This window comes from Bremerella volcania, assembly GCF_007748115.1.
GTDB lineage: Bacteria > Planctomycetota > Planctomycetia > Pirellulales > Pirellulaceae > Bremerella > Bremerella volcania.
Genome location: NZ_CP036289.1, coordinates 2,078,540 through 2,099,260 on the forward strand (window position 1 = coordinate 2,078,540; position 20,721 = coordinate 2,099,260).

Consider the following 20,721-nt stretch of genomic DNA (forward strand, 5'->3'; position numbering starts at 1 on the left):
AATTTGGTGAGTGAAACAGCGTTAGGCGAGTACCACGTCGATTGCTGTTTCGGCTTCGGCGATGGCCAGAGAAGCGAAACTTACCTCGCCAGCTTTGTTCTTGCCGACATGAACGGTGTACGTACCTTCGGCGAAAACAGGCGGACGGAACGAAGTTCCGGAGACGCGCTGCGTATAGATGATCTCGTTGGTGTCATCCTTCACGACTTGTACGACCGGGTTCGCCTCGGCATCGAATTTGAGCTCCGGCAAAAAGCCGACCGGTTTGCGTCCGTCGTAGTCCGCGACGGCAACTTGGATGGGCCAGCCTGGGAACTGCCCTTCGTCCCCCTTCGTGGCATCCGAGAATCGCGGCCAGCATTCGATCGTGACCTCTTGCGTCTTCTTATTGAAACGCACCAGGCCATAACCGTCGGCTCGCTGCTTCTCGTCTTTGATGTTCGGCGGGTTGGCATAAGCCATCATCGAGATCTTGTTACCCAGGCCATCTTTGAAGTCGCCGGTCCACGGTAGCGGGCTGTCGGGAACTGGGTTAGGGCCTGGCTTTTCATCTTCTGGATGCCACCAACGGCCGTAGATGGTGTTCACCAGCGCGGGACTCGTGAATCCATAAGGCCCGTCGCCGAATTGGTCGATGCCATGCTTCACCACGACAGCCAAGTGTTGGTCACCGCACAGGTGGATTGCCTTGGCTCGGCGAATTTCTTCCAAGGCCTTGCGACGGCCCGTTTGTGGCCAGCCATTGCAGTCGAGGTCGGCCAAGAGTCGGCCGGTTTCGCTGCCGTGCATATGAACGGCCCCGCAGAATGCGGTTTGCGAGAGGACGCACTTCATCTGCACGTCTTCCCAGTCTTGTCCCCAGTTGTTCAGGAACTTGAGCTGGCGCTCGCCCAGAAGGACCAAGCCTGACAGATCGATCGTGGCCGGGTCGTACGCGGGATCGTTGATATGGTCAGGCCGCGGACCCATCTGCGGGATTTTACCGGCCGGGCCACTCTTGAACTTTCGATCTTCCAGAATCGCGAAGTCGACGCCACCTACCTTCATGCTCGTAAAGTAAACGGTAATGCCGCGTTCGATCGGCTCTGGATCGGGTGGATCAGGCAAGTGCCACGACTGTTGCCGCTGCACCATGTTGACGTACTCGGCCGGAAACATGAAGCCGCCGTCTGCATTGCCTGACAATGTCGACAGCTTGCCGTTTTCGCCCCAGAGATTGGGCTGTCCCACGTCGTGGTCGTCCGGTGTGCAGATGGTAGGACGATCCTTGATCACGTCACGGAATTGCAGACCAAATTCGATCCAGCCTGCAGTGTGTTCGGTATGGCGATAAGTTTGATCGCCGGCGAAAAAGAGCAGATCAGGATCTTGATGCAGCAGGTTCTCGACGATCTCGTGACGTTCACCGGTCGTACGGCTCGAGTTGCACGACATATTCGCGACGACGATCGTTTCCTTGTCGATCGGATCTTTGCGGATCGTTCCCTCGAACATGGCCTCGTTGCCGTGGCGCACGCGGTAAGGCACCGTCTTCGACCCGTCCCAGTCTTCGACGCGGAAGTGGGCACTCCAGCCTGGAAAGAGGACTTCCTCTTTGGCGATCTCGACCCACTTGCCATCCTTTTGAATTTCCAGTCGGGCGACGCGGGCCTCGTCCGGTTTCAGCGGGTAGAGCTGCGCGGTCATCTTCAGCACGCCGTTGGCTTGCGTGTAGACGGCAAACGCAACTACTTCATCGCGTGGAACAATCATCGACGGAGGCGCGTTGCGTCCGTTGGCTTTCTTGTCCCACCAGTTTCCGACGGCGAGAGAATCGAGCCGCTTATGGTCGGCACCAAACGGCATGGCCGGATCCATTTCTTTCGCGGCGGCCTGCGCGTCTTGAGCCGAAGCGATGGCGGCTGGTCCGCTCCAAGCAAATGCCGAGGAGAGCTTCAGCCAGATACGTCGAGAGAGCTTCATGATGCTATGGGGGTGAAAAGGAATTTGGCAGGAATTTCTGGATCGGTTGTCCGTATGATTCTTTGAGAATCACCAGGACAGACGCAATCCTTCTATTGTGGTCCAACAGCAGAGGTTCACAACCATATTACGTCGTTTGCTGGGCGAATCTGACGGGGAATTGTGCGGCTAGCCTAAAAAAACGCCAGGGCTGCGATTAGCCGAGGCGTTATCCACATAGTTTTCAATTATTCAGCCAATTTAATGGCGTCAATTTCCGCCACGAAACGGCTTCCGTCATCCTCCAGGAACGATGCCACGACCTGGAAGACCGCATCGCTGAACCCACCGACATTCAGGATGTCGGCCCGCTCCGGAGCCTGGGTCGTGGTGTAGGGCTGCAAGTCGATACACACCAGCTTGGGCGTAGCGATCTCGTGACCGCGAAGCTTCATCTGGTTGGCAACAAACTTTTGCCACTCACTCATCACGCCCGTCTGGCCGTAGCTTCCATATCCGTACGGACGATTCTTGGTGATCCAGCTTTCGTTATCACTTAAGAGGATCACCCCGGCAAAGGGCCGATGTGCGTAACGTCCGTTGGCGGTTTGCAGTGGAATGGAACAGTCGGTTCCACCACCACCGTAACGGGATAGCCGATCGGACAAGCTCAAGATCGAATCGTTGGGATCGAACTTCGCATCGTACGCAACGGTATCGAACGGCACGACCACGCTGTCCGGATTACGACGCAGGATCGCCGCTGCGAACAGCGCCGCCACGTCGACGCACCGCATCGTGGAAGTTGCTCCGCGGCCGCGGTAGCCGGTGACCGGACAATGCATCGATCCCGACACGTCCAAGCCGATCAGGACCGGACCAGGTAGCTGCGGAATGTTCCCACACGCAATCTCGGCAGCGCGGTGCAGCGCCGACTTGATTGCCTGCGGAACTTCATCCGAGGCATGCTTGTAGGCGGCCAGGAACTGGTACGGGAACTGCTTCGAACGCTTGATCTCACGCTCGTCGGACAGCCGCTTCGCGATCAAGGCAACCATTTCGGCATCAGGCTTACCTGATTCGCTCCGCAGTACGCCCTGACGCAGCAGCGTATTCAAGTTCATCCGCAGTGCCTGCGGACCCATCTGCTTGGCGATCGCCTTCCAGGCATGCGCATCCTTGGCCGCATCAGCCAGCAGGTCCCACCGCACCGACAAATCGCGCACGATGCGGGCCTGTTCGGCCCCCTTCTTCGCTTCACGGAAGGCATTCAGCTGGCGCACTTCCTCCGGCAAGTCGTGCAGCGTAGCGGGAGCCCACTGCGCGACCGGCTTTCCGGTCAACCAACCAAACAGCGCACGGCGCTCGTTGTTGGTTGGCTTAGGCCGAGCCATCCGCAGCACGTCGCGCAGCGAAGGATCGTTACCGATCGAAGCGGAAAGCAGCTTCAGCGTGGAAGCGTCGTTCAGCCAACGCTCGAAGGCCCGCTTCAAGCTGGAAGACAATCCATTGCGTCCAAAGCGTCCGCTACGAACCATCTGGAACACGTTACGCAGCATGCGTCCATTGTCGACGACGCGGTCGAACACCTGATGGGTCAACTCCGTATCGCGAACCGACAACATCACCAACAGCGCGGCCGGCATATCCTTCATCATTCCGCGCTGCCGCGCGTAAATGGCCAGCTTGGCCAGGAACCGGTCGTCGTTGACCTGATCTACGAGCTTCACGACCTCGTCCAACTGCTGCTGACCGGTTGCGTAGAACGTACCGCTCAAGCATCCGGTGGATGCCAACTGCGCGAGTGCATGCTGGGGCGACAACGCGTAGGCGGGGCCTCCGGCAGCATTACGCGCGTTAGCGCTGGGACGATGAGACTTGGTAGAACCGAACAACAGCTTGTTAGCCATGGAAACATTCTCCTTGGCGAAGAATAAAAAAGTGAAAAAGCACACTCGACGAAGGGATGGCGAGAGCTCGGCCCGCACAATCAAAAAGGGCGGGCCGTCAAGAATCGAACTTGAAAAACCATGTACTCCCAACCAGCAGTCGAGGGTGTGCGAAAAATGTTTTAAAAGGAAATGATCGACGAGGAATTGACCAGAGGTAATAACGCTGCTCTATCCACTGAGCTACACCCCCAAATTTGAAAGCAGGGGTGGCAGGATTCGAACCTGCGACACGCGGCTCTGCAAGCATGTACTCCAATCGGCAGTCAATCATTTCGTTCGTGCGATCACCATTGCGATCGTACGAGGCTGCGGGAGTTGGAATTGAACCAACGACGTCTCGATTCAAAATCGAGGATCGCGTACCAGCAGCGAATATCCCGCATGAAAACAAAAAAAGGCTCCTCGCCGCATTCGACGAGGAGCCTTCTATCGGAGAGACAGAGAGGTCGACGCGTCAAATGCGTTGCCAGCTTCGGCCGGCTCGGAGCGTGGGTTGCTCTGCCCTGAAACCGAAGCCGTTGGAATATTGCGTTATTAGTGGATTGAGATGGGATGACACGGGGTCTCTCCTGATGTTGCCTGGCACTTGCTCAGGCGGCTGGTTGATTGTTCTGGATAGATGGACGTGCCAAACGCCGTGGGGTTCACGCTGGCACGGAGAAAAAGTTGAAAGTTACGGAAGCAGTTCGCAACCCAATACACCCAAAGCGAATCCCAGCACGGCACCCAGTGCCGGTGCCCAGGCCTTTTCTAGCCGGGCCTGAGGCGCGATGTCTTGAAAGACCAAGAATAAGATTCCACCGCCAGCGACGAGTTTGATCGCCGCGACCACGGCCGGGTACTGCGCCAAAAGAAGAAAGCCACCCAGTCCCGCAATCGGTCCGAGGAGTGCCAGAACGCCAAATACCATGACGATCTTGAAGCCGGAAATACCAGGCCCCTGATTCATTTCGCGGTAGGCATTAAATCCTTCGGGAAGATTTTGTAGGGCAATCAAAATGGCTAGCAACGGCCCGGAATTTCCGCCAGCACTAAAAGCCGCTCCTAGTGCCATGGCTTCGGGGATGAAGTCGGACAACATCGCCACGAGCTGCGTGGTGGGGCTATGGTAACGGGCCAGAAGGATATCGAGCCCACAAAAGATGAGCCCTCCCAAGACAAACCACAATACCGAATAGTGGGTAGGGAGTTCTTCTATCCCCTCCGGCACTAAAACCAAGGCCACAGCGGAAAACAAAGCACCGCCACCAAATGCCATCACGGCATGCCGGAATTCCTGCTCAAGCCATTCGCGATGGATATGTTCGATGCGTGCGAAGAGTGCTCCCAGCGGCATCGACATACCGGCCATCAGCGTCAGTAAAGTAACAGTTAACCAAGTGGGCATGAAGCTATTCGAGTTGGACGTAAGGCGAGCTGTCGAAGAACAATTCTAAAGTTATGGCGCGGACTTTGCACGCTGTATAGGATCAATCGAAATAACCAGTGACATGCGACTTGGCGCGCTGTAAGCTGCCAGAGTGGGTGGCTCTGCAACCAGCATGGTGTTTTCTAAACCATCGAGGCGCTTCGAGTTGGAATAAGGAGATACTTTGACATGGAACCGCAATTGATTCAAACGCTCCTAGACGACCCGAGCCAGATTTGCGTCTCAATCTACATGCCCATGTTTCGCTGGGGCCGCGAAGTTCAGCAAAATGAAATCCGCTACAAGAATTTGATGAAAGATACGGCGACGCTGCTTCAAAGCGATGAAGTTTGTGACGCCGATTGCCGCAAAGCCATTCTTAAGCGGTTGGAAGACTTTGGAGATGACGAAACGCACCAAGCATGGCGTCATCCTTCCGCCGGTTTAGCACTCTTCGTTACGCCAGACTCTATGCAAGTGCAACAAATGGGTTGCAAGTTGACTGAACAGGTGCATGTTGGCGAACGTTTTTATCTGCGTCCCCTGTTGCCAGCGCTGCATGGTGATGGCCGATTCGTGCTAATCGCCGTCAGCCACAACCATGTGCGATTGTTTGATGGCAACGCGGATGGCCTGGAAGAACGCGTTCCAGCCGAACTGCCTGAGAACCTGAAGGACGCACTGAACATTGATGACTACATGACGTCGATCCAGCATTTCAGCTATGCCCAGGGGAACGACGTCGACACGATGTATCACGGCCAAGGTGCCGGTGAGGATGATCACAAACAAAATATCCTGCAGTTCTTCCACCGAATAGACGCCCCTTTGAATCAGTTCTTGGAAGGACGCAACGATCCGCTCATATTTGCCGGCGTCGAGTATCTTTATCCGATCTTCAAGGAAGCGATTAGTTACCCAAACCTGTTGCCTGAGAGCGTACATGGGAATTTCGACGACGCTTCGGCCGATGAGCTTCACGAAAAAGCACAGGGTGTCGTTCGGCCGTACTTCCAGCAGGAATGCGAAAGAGCGATTTCCAACTATCAAGACGCCTACGGCCAGAATCGTGCCACGAACGATCTGGAGACGATCCTACGGGCATCGGAGATGGGCGCCGTCGAGGCCCTTCTCATTCGTGAGGATACAGCCATTTGGGGACACGTCGACCAAGACGGGCACGTTCAGAACGATGGCGGCCCGAGTGAAGTCAGCCACGATCTGTTAGACGATGCCGCCGTGGAGACACTTAAGAACGGCGGAGACGTCTTCGTCGTTCGCGAAGCAGATTTCCCTGAGAAAGATTGCGCTGCCGTAGCGCGACTTCGCTTTGAAATCGCGTCCCCTATTTGATAGCAGTTAGTCGAGCAAGCCTTTGCTCTTGGCGGCGATCATCTTTTGAATGTGTTCGACTGATTTGGTCGTTACCATCCGGCCGCGCGGAGTACGAACGAGAAGTTCGCTGCGCAGCAGGAACGGTTCGACTTCATCCGCCAAAGTCTCTGGGGCGGCATTCATCGTGTGGGCAATCGCCTCGATGCCGGCCGGGCCGCCCGCGAAGACCCGGATGATCGTATTGAGGTACTTGCGATCTTGATTGTCGAGGCCCAGTGAATCGATCTCCTGCATGGCCATCGCGTCTTGGGCCAACTGCAAGGTGATATGCCCGTCAGCCTTGCTGGTGACGTAATCGCGGATCCAACGCAAACGGTTGTTGGCAACACGAGGTGTTCCGCGGCTTCGCTTGGAGATTTCGAGAGACGCGTCATCGTCGATGGTGACGTCTAATTTGCGGGAGTTTCGCCGGATGATCTCTGCCAGTTCTTCGTGGGTATAGAAGTCGAGATGTTCGCGGAGCGGAAACCGATCGCGCAGGGGAGCGGTCAGCATCCCGCTGCGGGTTGTCGCTCCGATCAAAGTAAACGGTTTGATTTGTAGATTAATCGTCCGCGCGTTGGTTCCTTCCCCCAGGACGATATCGATTCGGAAGTCCTCCATCGCCGTGTAAAGGTACTCTTCAACCGCTTTGGGGAGACGATGGATTTCGTCGATGAAGAGAATCGACTTTTCATCCGCGTTGGTCAGGTAGGGAACCAGGTCTTTCGGTGCCTGCAGTGCCGGTCCCGAGGTGAGTTGGAAATTAACGCCGAGGTCTTTGGGAATGCAGGTTGCAAAGGTCGTTTTGCCAAGGCCAGGCGGACCGTCAAACAAGATATGCCCCAGTGGCTCATCACGTTTGACGGCGGCATCGACGACCACTTTCAGACGTTCACGTACCTCAAGTTGGCCAACCATTTCAGAAATGGATTGCGGGCGGAGGCTCTTGTCTTCTTCATTTGGGCTGTTTTCGCCTTGCAGAATCGCTTCCCTGCCCATTGGAAAAACCTTTTCCCGTGATAAATTTGCGAGTCTAATGCCTGATAGCAACTGAACAGGTGTTGACTATGATCGTCCACTATAACAAATAGAGGATGAGGTCGAAAAGTTCGGTATTCTCCGGATAAGAGGCAGGTCGCATGGATTCGATAACCAAAGAGCAAGAGGTTACGCCTACCTGGCAGAGTGTTTTGGGCCTGTTGGGGTGGATCGTCCTTTGCTTCACGGCGGCGGGTGTTGGTTCTTCGTTTACGGTTCCGCAAATCGATTCCTGGTACGCTGACCTGGAGAAACCCTCCTTCAATCCACCCAATTGGATCTTCGGACCGGTCTGGTCGACGCTCTATCTGATGATGGCGGTAGCCGTTTGGCTTGTGTGGAAGAATGCAGGCTGGACCAACGCCCCTCACTCGCTGGGGATGTGGTGTTTTCAATTACTCTTGAATACCACCTGGTCGGTGATCTTCTTCGGACTCGAAAACCCTAAACTCGCGGCCGTGGAAATCACTGCGCTTTGGATTTCGATTCTCATTACGATCGTCGCATTCTGGCGGCACGACCGCGTGGCGGCGCTGCTGTTGGTGCCTTACCTGCTATGGGTTTCGTTCGCCGCGGTGCTCAACTTTTGGATCGCAGCCCTCAACTGATACGCTTGTGGTCTAGTGAAAGGCGAACTGCCTGTCGCACGACCATGATTCGTTCGCCAGATATTGATTTCAGAGGAAAATAGCCCATTGGCACTGCCTTTGCGTAAAGGAGATTTACACTCCCATCACTCCCCCAAGCAAAGGAACCCTGAAAATGACTGAAATCGTCGCCCATGACATGGTAAACGATGTTTCCGACCAACTTCACATGGACAAGTGCGAAGCGGAGCAAGTGCTCGAAGGTATGGTCTACGACTTTGTCGACGACCAGCAGTGATCTGCGTCGCTAGCCACCGAGCAAACTTCCCAAGCCGCCGCATAGAATGGCAATGATCGCGATGCCAAGCCCCACGGCGAGAACCGTTCCCAGCACCATCATCAAGCGGTGATACGAGACTGGGCCATGTCCGGTCGAGCGTCCGTTCTGTCCATTAATCAGGAAACGATAAACCTCGTCCTTGTACTGATAGGCCATGATCCAAACCGGTAGCAGAATCGGATCGCTGGCCATATTCTGGATACGAAGATTGACCTGGACGTTACGGCTTCGTGGAGGAACGAACTTCATGTCAACCGCTTTCCGCTCGAGTGATTCAAGCCCCGATTTGGCCATCGGTCGAGCGTATTTGCGAGCAACGTTGAACTGCTCGACCGTATACTGATCGAGATTGGCCTCTTGGGGCGAAATTCCTTGGCTCATGTCGAAAGGACATAACTGAGAGGTCTCGTTCGGGGTAAGCGCACCACTGGCACCGACCAGAACGCCTTCGTAGCGAGCCCGATGTTCGCCAGACATGGGATACCAATCGCCGCTGGCTCCCATGGGGGTCTGGCTGGTATCGGCCGTCCAAAACGTCGAGACGTCGGCGGAAAACACCCAATAAGGTACGTAGACCGGCACCATATTCTTGATCACCGCCTTCTCGGAAATATCCGGCGGACGCCAGAAGCCTTGGCCAATCGCTTCGCGCATTTCTTTTCGCGCTTCTTCCTCAGTCACGCGAAACGGAATCACTTTCGTGGGAGCGATGACTTTGTGGTCTTTTCCCTTTTCGAGATTGGTCGATCCGCAAAAGGGGCATCGCAGGGCTTCCGCTTCCGCGGAGTAGCTCATGGCCGCACCGCACCCGCTGCAGTTGAAGCTGTGTGTAGACAGGGTGGAATCAGGCGTATGGGCATCTTGACGGTGAGGCGCTTCGGTTCCGCAGTTGCCGCAGAACAGATCTTCCTCGTCGATCAGTCCGCCGCAAACCGTGCATTTCTCGAGAAGGTCACTCATGGGGCCAGGCTTTCTTTGCGACTTTCTAGTGCATCAGTGCCGAGATCAGCAGAACGATGAGAATGAACAGGATCAGAAGACCGATGCCGCCGCCAATGGCTCCCCAGATTCGTTTCCACGAGACGGGCTTGTCTCCATTGATCAGGCCTGTTTGTCCGTTGACCAGGAAGCGGTACACCTTATCGTTGTAGCGATAGGTGAGCAAATAAATCGGCAGCAGGTACAAGTCGGAGTTTTCGTAGGAGAATTCCGTCTTAACGACCAGGCTGCGGCTGGTATCGCCTGGAAGAAACTGTCGGATATTCGTTTGTTCGCGGCGATAGAATTCTTCGTAGCAAAACTTCTGAGCCTCGGCGATTTCCATCTGGTACTCTTCGGCAGCCCAGCCGGCCAGGAAATAGGGCTCGTAGCGTTTGGCGGCTAACAGAGAGAACGGCTTGATGCGATCGGCATCGGCCTGGGTCAGCCCTTTGCTGGCCGAGATCATGTAGCCGCTGTAGTACCGGTGATGCCTGCCGGAGAGAGGCCACCATTCGGTCTTTTGAACGCGACGCGTTTTAGTGACCATCTTGCCGTTTTCCATGGTCGTGTACGATTCGGTCTTGTACCAATACTCGCCGATCGAAGCGCTCCAGCGGCTTTCGGCAAGCATCGAGAAACTCCAGAACGGAAGGTACACCCCGCGCAGCTTGTCTTCGATCTGGGCCATGTGCAAGTCGCCAGGTCGATACCAGTCGTTGCCCTTGATCCACGCGCGAAACTTTTCCATCGCCATTTCGGGCGTCACGCGAAATGGAATCACAAACTCAGGCAGCTGCCGGCCAGAGACCTCTGGCGAATACTCGACGACGTAGGTCGAATCGCAAAAGGGGCAGACATAACTCAACTCTTGCGGATCGATCGAAACATTCGCCCCGCACGTTTTGCAGTGGAAATATTTCTTGATCGACTGCTTGGCTTCCGCTTTCCTTTCGGCCGCCCCTTTCACCTCGTGAGGCGTACCGCAAGCAGGACAGAACTTATCGTTTGGTTCCACCGGACAACCGCAAGCCGCACATGGCTCCCCCTGCGGCTGAGCCACTTCAGCAGCAACCAATTCATCGTCCGCCGCCGACTCGGCAACAACTAGCTGTTCTTCGTTGGAAGGAGGACTAACCACGGATTTCACGGATTAACACAAATAAGGATTAGTTAGCGACGCGTTTCCACGTGAGCTTGACGTTTTTGAAATTGAGAAGCAATGCAAGGCGGAGTGATGTGATGTTTAAATAGCCAATCATTTGAGCGATATGAGTCTCACTAAACGCAGTCACGACCTTCGTGTCAGCAATGACCAAATCGTCAACGATCAAATCGGGAATAAGCGTTCCGATTCGCTCGCCTGAATAAAATACAGGGTATTGCTTTTGTTGGTCGATTTGGTGCCCTCGTCTTTTAAGTTCAATGACAAGGGCATTTTCATAAAGTTTCTCGTCGAGGCCTGGCCTTAACTGATTCAAAACAGTCATGGATGCCCCAATGATCGATTCGCTTATCTCTTTATGAATCAGTTCGGAACTCACAGTATGTTCATTTCCTGCACCATCTTTTCAGTATCCGTGAACATCCGTGCAATCCGTGGTTAGCCTTTTCTTTTTCATCCCTCTTGATGAGCAATTTTGTACACTGCCTGGACGAGGGAATCCACGTCCTTGTAGCTCTTTTTCTCGGCGACCGCCGCGTCGAGTAGTTTTCTGGCCTGGGTTTCCGAGTGACCCAGTTGCAACAGGACCTCGAAGGTTTCGGTGACGACGTCGCGCGAAACTTCGGGGTGCTCGCCATCGGCACCTGAGATCAACAAGGCGAACTTGGGGACCTTGCGGCGCAGCTTCGCCACGATTCGGTCCGCGGTGGCGGGACCGATACCCGGCAAGGCCGATAAACCCTTGGCGTCCTGTTGTTCGATCTGATTGGCGACTTCTTGGACCGGACGGACCATGGCTCGCAAAGCTTTTTTCACGCCGACCCCGTCCACCGAGCAAAACAGCTCGAAAAACTCGCGTTCGATGTGATTGGAAAAACCGACCAGGCGAGGGCTCATTCGCCCGCGGGAAGGATCGCCGTCGAGGTAGTTGATCGTGTGAAAGGAAACTTTCTGACCAATCTGCGACTGAACCTGGCGGCGAACGAAATCCGGCACCAGCACTTCATACTCGAAGGGATCGGCGGCGATCGTAACGCTGGTGATGTCAACCGAGACCAACTTGCCGGTGATTTTCGTAATCAAGGGAGAATTCCGTTTCGAGAATAAGTGTTAGATGGTCGTTGCGATTTTGCTGAGGTAATGATGACACAATGCCACAGCCAAGGCATCGGCCACGTCCGCCGGCTCGGGAACTTCCGAAAGGCCAAGCTCTCGGCGGATCGATTCCTGCATCTGGCTTTTAGGGGCTCGGCCGTTACCGGTCAGAATCTTTTTGATTTGAGTGGCAGCATAGCTGTGGAACGTCAAGTCATTCTGGGCCGCCGCCAGGCATAATACGCCGCGAGCATGCCCCATGATGATGGCCGTCTTGGGGCGTTCGTAATGCGAGTACAACTCTTCCATCGCCATCACGCTTGGTTTGAGGGACGTGATGACGTCGGTGATTCCCTCATGAATCTCACGAACCCGAGCCGGTACATCCCCCCGCGATTTCCCCCGCACGACGCCAGCTTCCACGATCGAAACGCCGGACGGACCGACGTCGAGCACACCATAGCCGGTGATGTTCAAACCAGGATCGATGCCGAGGATACGTTTCTTCATGTCTTAGCCCCAACGGGGCGGCAGATAATAGCCAGGGGCGTAAGCCCCTGGAAAGGAAGTGTATAGTTGTGAGCCCCAACGGGGCGACAGAAATTCTGTCGCCCCGTTGGGGCTCAGTCAATAATTGGGACATGCAACCAGGGGCTTGCGCCCCTGGCTATTATCTATCGCCCTTTCAGGGCTAGGAATGGCCGAGTTAACCTTTACGCCAAAGCGTGCCGTCTTTGCGGTCTTCCAATGTGATGCCGCACTCAGTCAGGCGATCGCGGATGAGGTCGCTCGTTTCGAAGTCTTTCTTCTTTCGCGAGTTGGCTCGGATCTCGATGACCAGGCTCATCAGTTGATCGACCAGGCCGGCGTCTTCGCTCGAATCGGCTTCGGGCTTTTCGGTGAAGAGGCCCAGGATGGCGGACAATTCTCGGATGGTCGCCATCGCTTGATCGAGCGAACGGGTGTCGGCGTCTTTGGTTTCTTCCAACTTGTTCTGATCGATGTACTTGTTCACGCCGCGGACGATCTCGAACAACTCGCTCACACCGCCACCGGTGTTGAAGTCGTCGTCCATCTTTTCGAGGTAAGCGTCGCGATGCTTTTTGAGCAGCGTCAGCAGTTCGTCGCTGCCTGCTTCGATTTCACCTTCCCTGCGGGTCTTGGCCGCCGCGATGTCGTAGAAGCTTTTGCCGGTGATGCGCTCGTATCGCTCGAACAAACGATAGAACGTATCGAGCCCGGTCCCGGCTTCTTCGATGGCTGGCTCGCTGAACAAGATTGTGCTGCGGTAATGGGTTCGCAACAGGAAGAAGCGAATGCGTTCACCCCCCTGGCGATCGATCAGCGAGTGCAAACCACCGGCACCGCCGCTGCGGCTCATCTTGCCGCCGGCTTCTCCTTCGGTCGCGCCTTTTTCGCGTTCGGCCTTACCGCCGATCTTGCCGGCGCTGGGGTCGCTTCGCAGTAGTCCGTTGTGCATCCAGTAGTTGACCATCGGCTTGCCATGGCAGCATTCGCTTTGGGCAATTTCGTTTTCGTGGTGGGGGAAGGTCAGGTCGAGACCGCCACCATGGATATCAAAGGTTTCACCGAGAATGCTCTTGCTCATCGCCGAGCATTCGATATGCCAGCCTGGACGGCCTTTCCCCCAGGGGCTGTCCCAGGAAGGTTCGCCCGCTTTCGCTTTCTTCCATAGCGCGAAGTCGCCTGGCGAGCGTTTGCTGGCGGCGGCACCCCCCCCCTCCCCTTGCATCGCATCGACGCTGCGATTGGTCAGCTTGCCGTACTGGGCATCTTTGCTGACCTCAAAGAAGACGTCCCCATCGACATCGTAGGCAAAGCCTTTCTCGACCAGGTCTTGGATGAACTGAATGATGTCGTCCATCGAAGAAGTGGCCCGCGGCATGTCGTCGATCGTGGTGACGTTCAGCGCCGCGAGGTTATCGAGGTAGTCCTTGATGTTCTCTTCGGCGACTTCGAGCATCGTCATCTTGCGCTCGTTCGCCTTGTTGATCAGTTTGTCGTCGACGTCGGTGATATTCACCACCAGACGAACGTCGTAGCCGCTGTGCTGGAGGTAGCGTTTGACCGTGTCGAAAATCACCGGGCCGACCATGTGACCGATGTGGGCTTCGGCGTAGACGGTTGGTCCGCACAAGTAGATGCCGACTTTGCCAGGCTCGACGGTCTTAAATTCTTCCTTGGTACGGCTCAGCGTGTTGTAGACCCGGAGATTACTCATGATCTTCCTTTAGACCGCCAGTGGATGCGGTTGGTTCGGCGAATGATTGGGTGGAGTTTAAACTTTACGAAGCAGACATACGCATTGGACTTCGATCGCTTCCTCGCGGCCGACACTGCCGACGCCCTCGCCGGTCTTGGCTTTGATGCCAATGTCCTCGGGCGAGACGTGCAAGATTTCGGCGATGCGGATTTGCATCAGCGACTTCAGATCGGCCAGCTTGGGACGTTGGGTATGGATGACGCAATCGAGATTGATCAGCGTCCAGCCTTCGTCGAGGACTTTTTGATAAGCAAGTTGCAGAAATTCGCTTGACGGTCGATCTTTGTTCTCTTCGGCCGTATTGGGAAAAAGTTGCCCAATATCAGGAAGATTGGCCGCACCCAGTAACGCGTCGGTGATGGCATGCATCAAAGCATCGGCGTCGCTATGTCCGACCAGGTGTTTGTCGTGCGGAATTTCGAGGCCACCAAGAATGAGTGGCCCCCCGTCGGCAAGGCGATGGGTGTCGTGTCCGAGCCCGATACGTATCATCCGTAATTATTTCCCAAGGCGAATCAAACCTCGCTGGGTCACGTTCCGATCTCCCTGACCGGAAAACACGCCCGAAAGCGCGGCGATTATAGCTAATACCCCATATTGCCACAACGCGAGGGGGCTCGGCCAACTGTCCGAAAATACCCCCCTGGTCTATAATCTGCACATGGCACCGATCATCCAACTAGAAAAGCTGACCAAGACCTACGAGGTCTATCAGAAGCAAGAGGGCCTGCTTTCTTCCATACGCGGGCTATTTCATCGGCAATACAAGACCGTCGAGGCGGTCAAAGGGATCGATCTGACCGTCGATCAGGGGGAATTCGTCGCCTTTCTCGGCCCCAATGGGGCGGGTAAAACGACCACGCTGAAACTTCTCTCTGGCGTGATCAATCCATCCTCCGGTTCGGCCACGGTCATGGGGCACATTCCCTGGCATCGCGATAATGCCTATCGTCGTCGTTTTGCCCTCGTGATGGGGCAGAAAAACCAACTGTGGTGGGACCTGCCGGCCCAAGACAGCTTCCGGCTTCATCAAAAAATTTATCGCATCGATGCCGATCAATTCCAACGAACGCAGGACGAACTAGTTGACCTGTTGGGGGTGAAAGATCTCCTCTCGCAGCCGGTCCGGGCACTCTCGCTGGGCGAGCGCATGAAGATGGAGTTGATCGCCGCCCTGCTCCATTCGCCGGACGTGTTGTTTCTCGACGAACCAACGATCGGCCTGGACGTCGTCGCCCAGCACAACATTCAGCAGTTCCTCAAGCATTATCAGCAGGAACGCAAGATCACCGTCCTGTTGACCAGCCACTATATGAAGGACATCGCCGCGCTGTGCCAACGCGTGGTGGTCATTGCCCATGGCGTGATCATCTATGATGGCTCACTGAGCGGCATCATCGATCGTTTTGGCGGCTATAAGATTCTGACGCTGACCTTCGGCGAGGATGCCGCGTCGGGCAATCTTTCTCGCTTTGGCGACGTCATCTCCGAGGACTTCCCCAAGGTCAAACTGCGGGTCGATCGGGCGAAGGTGGGCGAAGTACTCGCCTCAATTCTCGATCAGTACGAATTGGCCGACGTTGGTGTCGAAGATCCACCGCTGGAAGAAGTGATCGCGGACGTCTTTTCGTTGGCACACCCCGGCGACAAATCCGCGAACGAAAAGAAGATGGCCGAGGCGTCGAGCTAACCACAGGAGAGTCACATGGCGGAACTTGCCGCACGGGCCTCCACCTGGTGGGCCATCTTTCAGATCAACTTCTACGAGAAGCTCGTTTATCGAGGCGACTTCATGCTGGGGACGCTGATGCGTTTCCTGCCGATCGTCACGCAAATCTTTCTGTGGTCGGCGATCTTCTCGGCCCGAGGTGGGGGAGACAGCGCCGGCGAAGAGATCGTCGGCTATACCTACTACAACATCGTCGCTTATTACTTGCTGTCGACCATTTCCCGTGCGTTTTCCAGCATGCCGGGGCTGGCGTCTGGCATCGCCCTGCAGATTCGCGAAGGGGAAATCAAGAAGTACCTGATCCAACCACTGGATCTGATTTCGTTCTTTCTGTTGAATCGCGTGGCCCACAAGTTGACGTATTACATTGTGGCGGCCGTGCCATTTGCGATTGTCTTCTTCATCTGTCGTGGCTACTTCGAAGGATGGCCGCCGACTCACGTGCTGTGTGCGTACGCCTTCTCGCTGATTCTGTCGTTCATGCTGGGCTTCTTCATGGAGGCCACCATCGGCATGATCGGCTTCTGGTTTCTGGAAGTACGGTCGCTGCTGTTCGTTTATATGCTGTTCACGTTCTTCCTGTCCGGGCACATGTTTCCTTTGGACATGCTGAACGAACTGGGAGGCCCCTGGTCGACGATCGTGAAGTCGTTGCCATTGATGTACCTGGCCTATTTCCCGGCGGCCGTGTTTCTTGAAAAGATCACCGGCGCGGAACTGATGTGGGGGCTGATCGTACAGGTTGGCTGGGTTGTCTTCTTCATCATTGCCTCGCGCCTCGCGTTTCACTACGGCGTGAAGCAATATAGCGCTTACGGAGGTTGATCTCGATGAACGACCGACCTTCCTATGGAAGCGTGTTCTTCATGTTCCTGCGAAACAGCCTGGTCCGTGACCTGAGCTTTCGCTCGAACTTCTGGGTCGAATGCGTTTCGAGCCTGTCATGGGTGATCATGAATTTGGGCTTTTACTTGCTCATTTTCAGTTACACCAACTCGATCGGGAACGACACCGGCTGGGGCAAGTGGGAGTTCTTCGTCTTCCTGGCGACGACGCTGCTGGTCAACAGCCTGGTGCAGATGTTCTTCATGCCGAACATTCAGGAGTTCTCCGAGTTGATCCGCACCGGAAAACTCGACTTTGCTTTGCTCAAGCCGATCGATACGCAGTTCCTGATCAGTTTTGAAAAAGTGAACTGGCCTTCCACCGCGAACTTTCTGTTCGGCATCTTGTTGATGTCGATCAGTCTCTATCAGTTGACGCATCGGCCGAATGATCCGATTGAATTGACCGTGGGGATGGTGGCCGTGTACATCGTCTTTTTGCTGTGTGGCGTGGCGATCCTTTATAGCCTGATGATCGTCCTGGCCGCGTCCAGCATTTGGCTCGGTAGAAATACTTCGCTGTACGACTTCTGGTTTTACATCACCAGCTTCTCGCGTTACCCGATGGAGATCTACAATGCAGGCAGTCTGGGCCTGACTCTGAAGATGATCTTCACGTTCGCGATTCCCATTCTGATCGTCGTGAACGTACCAGCACGGATTCTGGCTCAGCCCATGGGCGTCGATCCGACCGACAAGTGGCTGCTCTCAGGCTACATGATCGTTGCTACGGGATTAAGCCTGCTCTTTTCACGCTGGGTCTTCAAAAAGTCTCTGAAGAGTTACCGCAGCGCGAGTAGCTAGAGCGGTTCCAATTCATCATCCGGATCGACGTCCATCTCGCCGTATAGCACATGATGTCCCGGATCGTGCCGCGGTTCGACCAGGAACCATGTCATCGCCCATCCGACAAACAGAATGACGGCGATTCCGCTGAAGACCACTTCAAAGCTCGTCAGGTCGATCATCAGGCCGACAAACGGCGAGAGCACCATCGGGATGGCGATGCACAAGCTTTGGGTGGCCAGGTAACGCGGGTGCCGTTCGGCCGGAACGAGTTCCAGCGTGTAGTTGGTAAACGCGCGGAACGTAATAGGGGTCACTCCGACGAACAGGAAGAGCCAATCAAACAGATGCAGGCCCACGTCGCCGGAGTGCACCAAGGCAATCGACCCCAGCGGCAAGATCATCACGCCGAAGAGCATCGTTCGCAGCACCAGGCGATTCCCTTTCCAGTCGGCCAAGGGACCGCCCAGCAAACTGAAAATCGCAGTCCCGGCGTTCTGAATGATTACCCAGAAAATCATCCGCGAAAGACTGACGTCCAGGCGTTCTCTCGCCAGGGCTTGATAATGCGGGAAGAGCATCAGCGAAAAGCCAAATGCCGCCGCGATCAAGCACACCCAGCGAAAGCGAAGATCATCGCGAACAACCAGAAATGATTCCAGCAACAGATGCTTGGCCGAGAACGTTTTTCTGTCGAGTTGATCGCGATTTTCCTTTAATCCAACAATGCTCAACGCGCTGAGGACAAACGCAGACGCTGCGAAACCAAAGATCCAGTTGACCTGAATCGTGTTTCCTTCAAGCCATTTCGGCAGCAGCCATGCCGCCAGCGAGATGGCAATGACTGCCCCGATCACGTTCGAGGCCAGCATGAGTCGCCCACGGAGATGGGGCGGAACGAGCTTCCCTTGGGCGGTTCCAAAACCAAGTTGATTCAGGCCGGTGGCGCAGAAAAAGAGAAAGTAAAAGCCCAGAAACCCCACGACCATCGCCGATTGGCCAATCGCCGCATCGACGCCAGGAATGAACATGGCCGCCAGGCCGGCAAAGGCCACCGACATGGCCAGCGAGGTACCAAACAGCGACCATTTCTTCAGCGGAAGACTACGAAGTCGGTCGGCATAAAGCAGCGGCGGGCAACTTTGTCCAATCCGGCCGAGAATGGGGAGAAACCCGCGGACCCAGCCAGAACCGGCGATTAGATCGAGCACGGCGGGAATGATAATGCTCTCGGTCTTAAAGATCCAGCCGCACCGCAGCACGATTTGATAAATCGTGAGCAGGGCGAAGTTTCGTGAAACCCCCTCCTCGAATTGGATGCCAGCCGCTGCGTTTACTTCAGATTGCGGGGCCTGGCGGCCGTCGGGCTCCTTGGCAGTCGAGGAAAGAGGGTTTGCGCTCATTTAGACCATTATAGAACTGGCCATAAGAACCGACGACGGGGGCCAATTTGGGCTAGAAGCAAGAAAAGAGGAAAGCCCCAGATCGAGTGCGCGGTAACTTAACGATCCAGGGCTTCCTCAAACAATCGCTGGATGAAGAGAGGATCTTCATGCAGAAAATTGTCGCGGTGAGAGGTAAAACCCCGGTAGTTGGGTAAGGTTTTGGCCGAATCGAAAAAAATCCAGGAAAGTTCTAGGGAAAAATTCCTGCCTTACTTCTCGCCCAAAATCAGTTCCAGATAACTGCGACGTTCGCTATTAGAAAGCCCCAGTTGCTGGGCCAGCTTGGCAATGGCTTCCTTGGCCGCTTCCATGTCTTCCTCGCCTGAGGTGATTTCCAGTTCGACGAACTTGCCCAGGTTGAGCACTTCGTCCATGGCCACCAGTACCTCAAAGCCTTCGTACTGAATGTGCGATTTACGGCGATCCTTGGTCACTTCGGCGACTGGGGTAAAGCCGAGCGATTCAAACATGTCGACGATGTTGGCTGCCCCGGTTGCTCCGGAAATCAGTGGAACTTCAATTTCACGCCGGGTTTTGGTGGAATCGTCGACTTTCGGGCCTTTGTACGTAATGAAGTTCTGATCTCCGACGCGACGGATCCGCAGCGCTTCATCCGTCTCGGCGAAATTCCGGGAAGGATGGCTGTAGTATTTGTCTGCCTGACGCTTGGGGACCTCGATGATTCCACCCAGTTCTTCCAACTGCGACTCGATGGGGGTTAGGTCGTCGACCGGAAATTTTAATTCAACCTCAAAATTCATCGCACAAGTGAATCCTTCAAGCAGCGGTTTGCTTCCAAAATCGGGAAGCTGTCAGTCGCAGTTGTACAACAGGCTGACGGGAACACAATGACCTATTATTTCCTTACGGGGCGATTGTTGCCAGAGCGATCTAGCTGCGAGGTGCCGAAGACGAGCTGAAAGTCCCTTGTTTGTCGCTTCATTGGATCCCACGGTACCGGCATTGGCCGATAGAATAAGGTGGGCCTGGGGCACGCGTGTCCCTTCATGTGACCTTAATGCGAATCTGAAATGCCACGACTTTTGACTCGATTTACCGCAATCCCCAGACAAAGCAGCAGTCCGCGAAGCGGCAATGTCCTGCTTTTTGTCCTGCTATGCATCCTGGCAGGCTTGGCGGTCATGCTGCTCATTTCGCTTCTGGGGCCAGGCAGTAGTGGACCTGCCACGTCGCATCCCTGGGTAGGTCATCCGGTGCCGGGAGCTCAGCTTCAGCCGCTTTTTAATGCGGAAGAGGCTATTGATACGGGCAGTTTCGCGGGAAAGGTCACACTGGTGAACTTCTGGGGGCCGTGGTGTGGTCCTTGCCTGATGGAGTTTCCGGAACTCCTGGGAATCGAGCAGCGCTACGCGGATGATCCAGACTTTCAGCTAGTCTCCATCGCGGCCGATGGGCAGTGGATGGCGGGCAAGCCAGGGTTGTTTGAGGAAGACACCGAGCAGCTCAAACACGACTCGCAGTTGGTGCTGGCACAGTACAATTCTGCGATGCCCGTCTATGTCGACTTGAATGCCGATTTTCGGCGAGAACTGGTGAAATTGAATCCGCAGTTTGGCTATCCGACCAATTTCCTGGTGGGGCGCGACGGTACGATCAAAGCCGTATGGGTGGGCTATGGGGGCGACTTGGCTCCGATTGCCAAGGCGATTCGTGCCGAATTGGAACCAGGCCAAGAGTAACCCCCGGGCAAC

General features: G+C 55.3%; 20 protein-coding genes and 1 tRNA gene. 7 read left to right on the plus strand and 14 right to left on the minus strand.

What is annotated here, in order from left to right:
• Positions 1 to 21: 21 nt before the first annotated feature.
• The 4 genes from Pan97_RS08580 to Pan97_RS08590 all read right to left on the minus strand — a co-directional run bounded on the left by Pan97_RS08580 (position 22) and on the right by Pan97_RS08590 (position 5,280).
• Complete coding sequence (locus tag Pan97_RS08580) at positions 22 to 1,962, minus strand: hypothetical protein (RefSeq protein ID WP_144971683.1); 1,941 nt, start codon at positions 1,960 to 1,962, stop codon at positions 22 to 24.
• Positions 1,963 to 2,189: 227 nt separating this feature from the next.
• A complete protein-coding gene (locus tag Pan97_RS08585) occupies positions 2,190 to 3,851 on the minus strand; it encodes a TROVE domain-containing protein (RefSeq protein ID WP_144971684.1) in 1,662 nt (553 codons plus the stop codon).
• Positions 3,852 to 4,199: 348 nt separating this feature from the next.
• Positions 4,200 to 4,275: transfer RNA gene (locus Pan97_RS26235), tRNA-Gln, on the minus strand.
• A 291-nt stretch (positions 4,276 to 4,566) separates the two neighbouring features.
• Positions 4,567 to 5,280, minus strand: coding sequence for a ZIP family metal transporter (locus tag Pan97_RS08590; protein WP_144971685.1), 714 nt, complete (start codon positions 5,278 to 5,280; stop codon positions 4,567 to 4,569).
• 210 nt (positions 5,281 to 5,490) lie between these two features.
• Between Pan97_RS08590 and Pan97_RS08595 the strand changes: the two genes are divergently transcribed.
• Entirely contained in the window at positions 5,491 to 6,654 is a 1,164-nt protein-coding gene (locus Pan97_RS08595) for a baeRF7 domain-containing protein (RefSeq protein WP_144971686.1), read from the plus strand.
• A gap of 6 nt (positions 6,655 to 6,660) precedes the next feature.
• Here the strand turns inward: Pan97_RS08595 and ruvB are convergent, their stop codons facing one another.
• Complete coding sequence (ruvB, locus tag Pan97_RS08600; protein ID WP_391529983.1) at positions 6,661 to 7,728, minus strand: Holliday junction branch migration DNA helicase RuvB; 1,068 nt, start codon at positions 7,726 to 7,728, stop codon at positions 6,661 to 6,663.
• A gap of 89 nt (positions 7,729 to 7,817) precedes the next feature.
• Between ruvB and Pan97_RS08605 the strand changes: the two genes are divergently transcribed.
• Together Pan97_RS08605 and Pan97_RS27020 are read left to right on the plus strand one after the other, a co-directional pair.
• On the plus strand, positions 7,818 to 8,324 hold the full coding sequence (locus tag Pan97_RS08605; RefSeq protein WP_144971688.1) for a TspO/MBR family protein: 507 nt from the start codon (positions 7,818 to 7,820) through the stop codon (positions 8,322 to 8,324).
• A gap of 154 nt (positions 8,325 to 8,478) precedes the next feature.
• Entirely contained in the window at positions 8,479 to 8,601 is a 123-nt protein-coding gene (locus tag Pan97_RS27020) for a hypothetical protein (protein WP_261342373.1), read from the plus strand.
• A gap of 9 nt (positions 8,602 to 8,610) precedes the next feature.
• Here the strand turns inward: Pan97_RS27020 and Pan97_RS08610 are convergent, their stop codons facing one another.
• The 7 genes from Pan97_RS08610 to ispF form a co-directional block, all read right to left on the minus strand.
• Positions 8,611 to 9,603, minus strand: coding sequence for a zinc ribbon domain-containing protein (locus Pan97_RS08610; protein WP_144971689.1), 993 nt, complete (start codon positions 9,601 to 9,603; stop codon positions 8,611 to 8,613).
• Between the two features lie 25 nt (positions 9,604 to 9,628).
• Entirely contained in the window at positions 9,629 to 10,771 is a 1,143-nt protein-coding gene (locus tag Pan97_RS08615) for a zinc ribbon domain-containing protein (protein ID WP_196782325.1), read from the minus strand.
• Positions 10,772 to 10,790: 19 nt separating this feature from the next.
• Positions 10,791 to 11,165, minus strand: coding sequence for a GxxExxY protein (locus tag Pan97_RS08620; RefSeq protein WP_196782326.1), 375 nt, complete (start codon positions 11,163 to 11,165; stop codon positions 10,791 to 10,793).
• Between the two features lie 74 nt (positions 11,166 to 11,239).
• A complete protein-coding gene (gene ruvA, locus Pan97_RS08625; RefSeq protein WP_144971690.1) occupies positions 11,240 to 11,869 on the minus strand; it encodes a Holliday junction branch migration protein RuvA in 630 nt (209 codons plus the stop codon).
• 27 nt (positions 11,870 to 11,896) lie between these two features.
• Positions 11,897 to 12,391 carry a crossover junction endodeoxyribonuclease RuvC gene (gene ruvC / locus Pan97_RS08630; protein WP_144971691.1) on the minus strand — a complete coding sequence of 165 codons (495 nt, stop codon included), beginning with the start codon at positions 12,389 to 12,391 and terminating at the stop codon, positions 11,897 to 11,899.
• A gap of 196 nt (positions 12,392 to 12,587) precedes the next feature.
• On the minus strand, positions 12,588 to 14,123 hold the full coding sequence (gene cysS / locus Pan97_RS08635) for a cysteine--tRNA ligase (RefSeq protein WP_144971692.1): 1,536 nt from the start codon (positions 14,121 to 14,123) through the stop codon (positions 12,588 to 12,590).
• A gap of 57 nt (positions 14,124 to 14,180) precedes the next feature.
• The gene (gene ispF, locus Pan97_RS08640) at positions 14,181 to 14,657 is read right to left on the minus strand and encodes a 2-C-methyl-D-erythritol 2,4-cyclodiphosphate synthase (protein WP_144971693.1); all 477 of its coding nucleotides are present in this window, start codon (positions 14,655 to 14,657) and stop codon (positions 14,181 to 14,183) included.
• 169 nt (positions 14,658 to 14,826) lie between these two features.
• Between ispF and Pan97_RS08645 the strand changes: the two genes are divergently transcribed.
• The 3 genes from Pan97_RS08645 to Pan97_RS08655 are packed head-to-tail and all read left to right on the plus strand — an operon-like array spanning position 14,827 to position 17,582.
• On the plus strand, positions 14,827 to 15,855 hold the full coding sequence (locus tag Pan97_RS08645; protein WP_144971694.1) for an ABC transporter ATP-binding protein: 1,029 nt from the start codon (positions 14,827 to 14,829) through the stop codon (positions 15,853 to 15,855).
• A gap of 15 nt (positions 15,856 to 15,870) precedes the next feature.
• Positions 15,871 to 16,719: an ABC transporter permease gene (locus Pan97_RS08650; RefSeq protein WP_144971695.1), complete on the plus strand. Its 849-nt coding sequence runs from the start codon at positions 15,871 to 15,873 to the stop codon at positions 16,717 to 16,719.
• 5 nt (positions 16,720 to 16,724) lie between these two features.
• Positions 16,725 to 17,582 (plus strand): ABC transporter permease, encoded by an 858-nt coding sequence (locus Pan97_RS08655; protein ID WP_144971696.1) that lies wholly within the window; start codon positions 16,725 to 16,727, stop codon positions 17,580 to 17,582.
• On the opposite strand, the gene Pan97_RS08660 is transcribed toward Pan97_RS08655, so the two are convergent.
• Together Pan97_RS08660 and cyaB are read right to left on the minus strand one after the other, a co-directional pair.
• Positions 17,579 to 18,967 carry an MFS transporter gene (locus tag Pan97_RS08660; protein WP_144971697.1) on the minus strand — a complete coding sequence of 463 codons (1,389 nt, stop codon included), beginning with the start codon at positions 18,965 to 18,967 and terminating at the stop codon, positions 17,579 to 17,581. The genes Pan97_RS08655 and Pan97_RS08660 overlap by 4 nt on opposite strands.
• Before the next feature lie 251 nt (positions 18,968 to 19,218).
• Complete coding sequence (gene cyaB / locus Pan97_RS08665) at positions 19,219 to 19,770, minus strand: class IV adenylate cyclase (protein ID WP_144971698.1); 552 nt, start codon at positions 19,768 to 19,770, stop codon at positions 19,219 to 19,221.
• A 270-nt stretch (positions 19,771 to 20,040) separates the two neighbouring features.
• Between cyaB and Pan97_RS08670 the strand changes: the two genes are divergently transcribed.
• Positions 20,041 to 20,709 (plus strand): TlpA family protein disulfide reductase, encoded by a 669-nt coding sequence (locus tag Pan97_RS08670; RefSeq protein ID WP_144971699.1) that lies wholly within the window; start codon positions 20,041 to 20,043, stop codon positions 20,707 to 20,709.
• Positions 20,710 to 20,721: the final 12 nt, after the last annotated feature.

Coding starts and splice junctions, on each gene's coding strand:
- Pan97_RS08580 (WP_144971683.1), bottom strand. CDS start 1,962: ATGAAGCTCTCTCGACGTATCTGGCTGAAGCTCTCCTCGGCATTTGCT.
- cyaB (WP_144971698.1), bottom strand. CDS start 19,770: ATGAATTTTGAGGTTGAATTAAAATTTCCGGTCGACGACCTAACCCCC.
- Pan97_RS08650 (WP_144971695.1), top strand. CDS start 15,871: ATGGCGGAACTTGCCGCACGGGCCTCCACCTGGTGGGCCATCTTTCAG.
- ispF (WP_144971693.1), bottom strand. CDS start 14,657: ATGATACGTATCGGGCTCGGACACGACACCCATCGCCTTGCCGACGGG.
- Pan97_RS08585 (WP_144971684.1), bottom strand. CDS start 3,851: ATGGCTAACAAGCTGTTGTTCGGTTCTACCAAGTCTCATCGTCCCAGC.
- ruvC (WP_144971691.1), bottom strand. CDS start 12,391: ATGAAGAAACGTATCCTCGGCATCGATCCTGGTTTGAACATCACCGGC.
- Pan97_RS08655 (WP_144971696.1), top strand. CDS start 16,725: ATGAACGACCGACCTTCCTATGGAAGCGTGTTCTTCATGTTCCTGCGA.
- Pan97_RS08590 (WP_144971685.1), bottom strand. CDS start 5,280: ATGCCCACTTGGTTAACTGTTACTTTACTGACGCTGATGGCCGGTATG.
- Pan97_RS08660 (WP_144971697.1), bottom strand. CDS start 18,967: ATGAGCGCAAACCCTCTTTCCTCGACTGCCAAGGAGCCCGACGGCCGC.
- Pan97_RS08610 (WP_144971689.1), bottom strand. CDS start 9,603: ATGAGTGACCTTCTCGAGAAATGCACGGTTTGCGGCGGACTGATCGAC.
- Pan97_RS08605 (WP_144971688.1), top strand. CDS start 7,818: ATGGATTCGATAACCAAAGAGCAAGAGGTTACGCCTACCTGGCAGAGT.
- Pan97_RS08645 (WP_144971694.1), top strand. CDS start 14,827: ATGGCACCGATCATCCAACTAGAAAAGCTGACCAAGACCTACGAGGTC.
- Pan97_RS08595 (WP_144971686.1), top strand. CDS start 5,491: ATGGAACCGCAATTGATTCAAACGCTCCTAGACGACCCGAGCCAGATT.
- cysS (WP_144971692.1), bottom strand. CDS start 14,123: ATGAGTAATCTCCGGGTCTACAACACGCTGAGCCGTACCAAGGAAGAA.
- Pan97_RS08670 (WP_144971699.1), top strand. CDS start 20,041: ATGCCACGACTTTTGACTCGATTTACCGCAATCCCCAGACAAAGCAGC.
- Pan97_RS27020 (WP_261342373.1), top strand. CDS start 8,479: ATGACTGAAATCGTCGCCCATGACATGGTAAACGATGTTTCCGACCAA.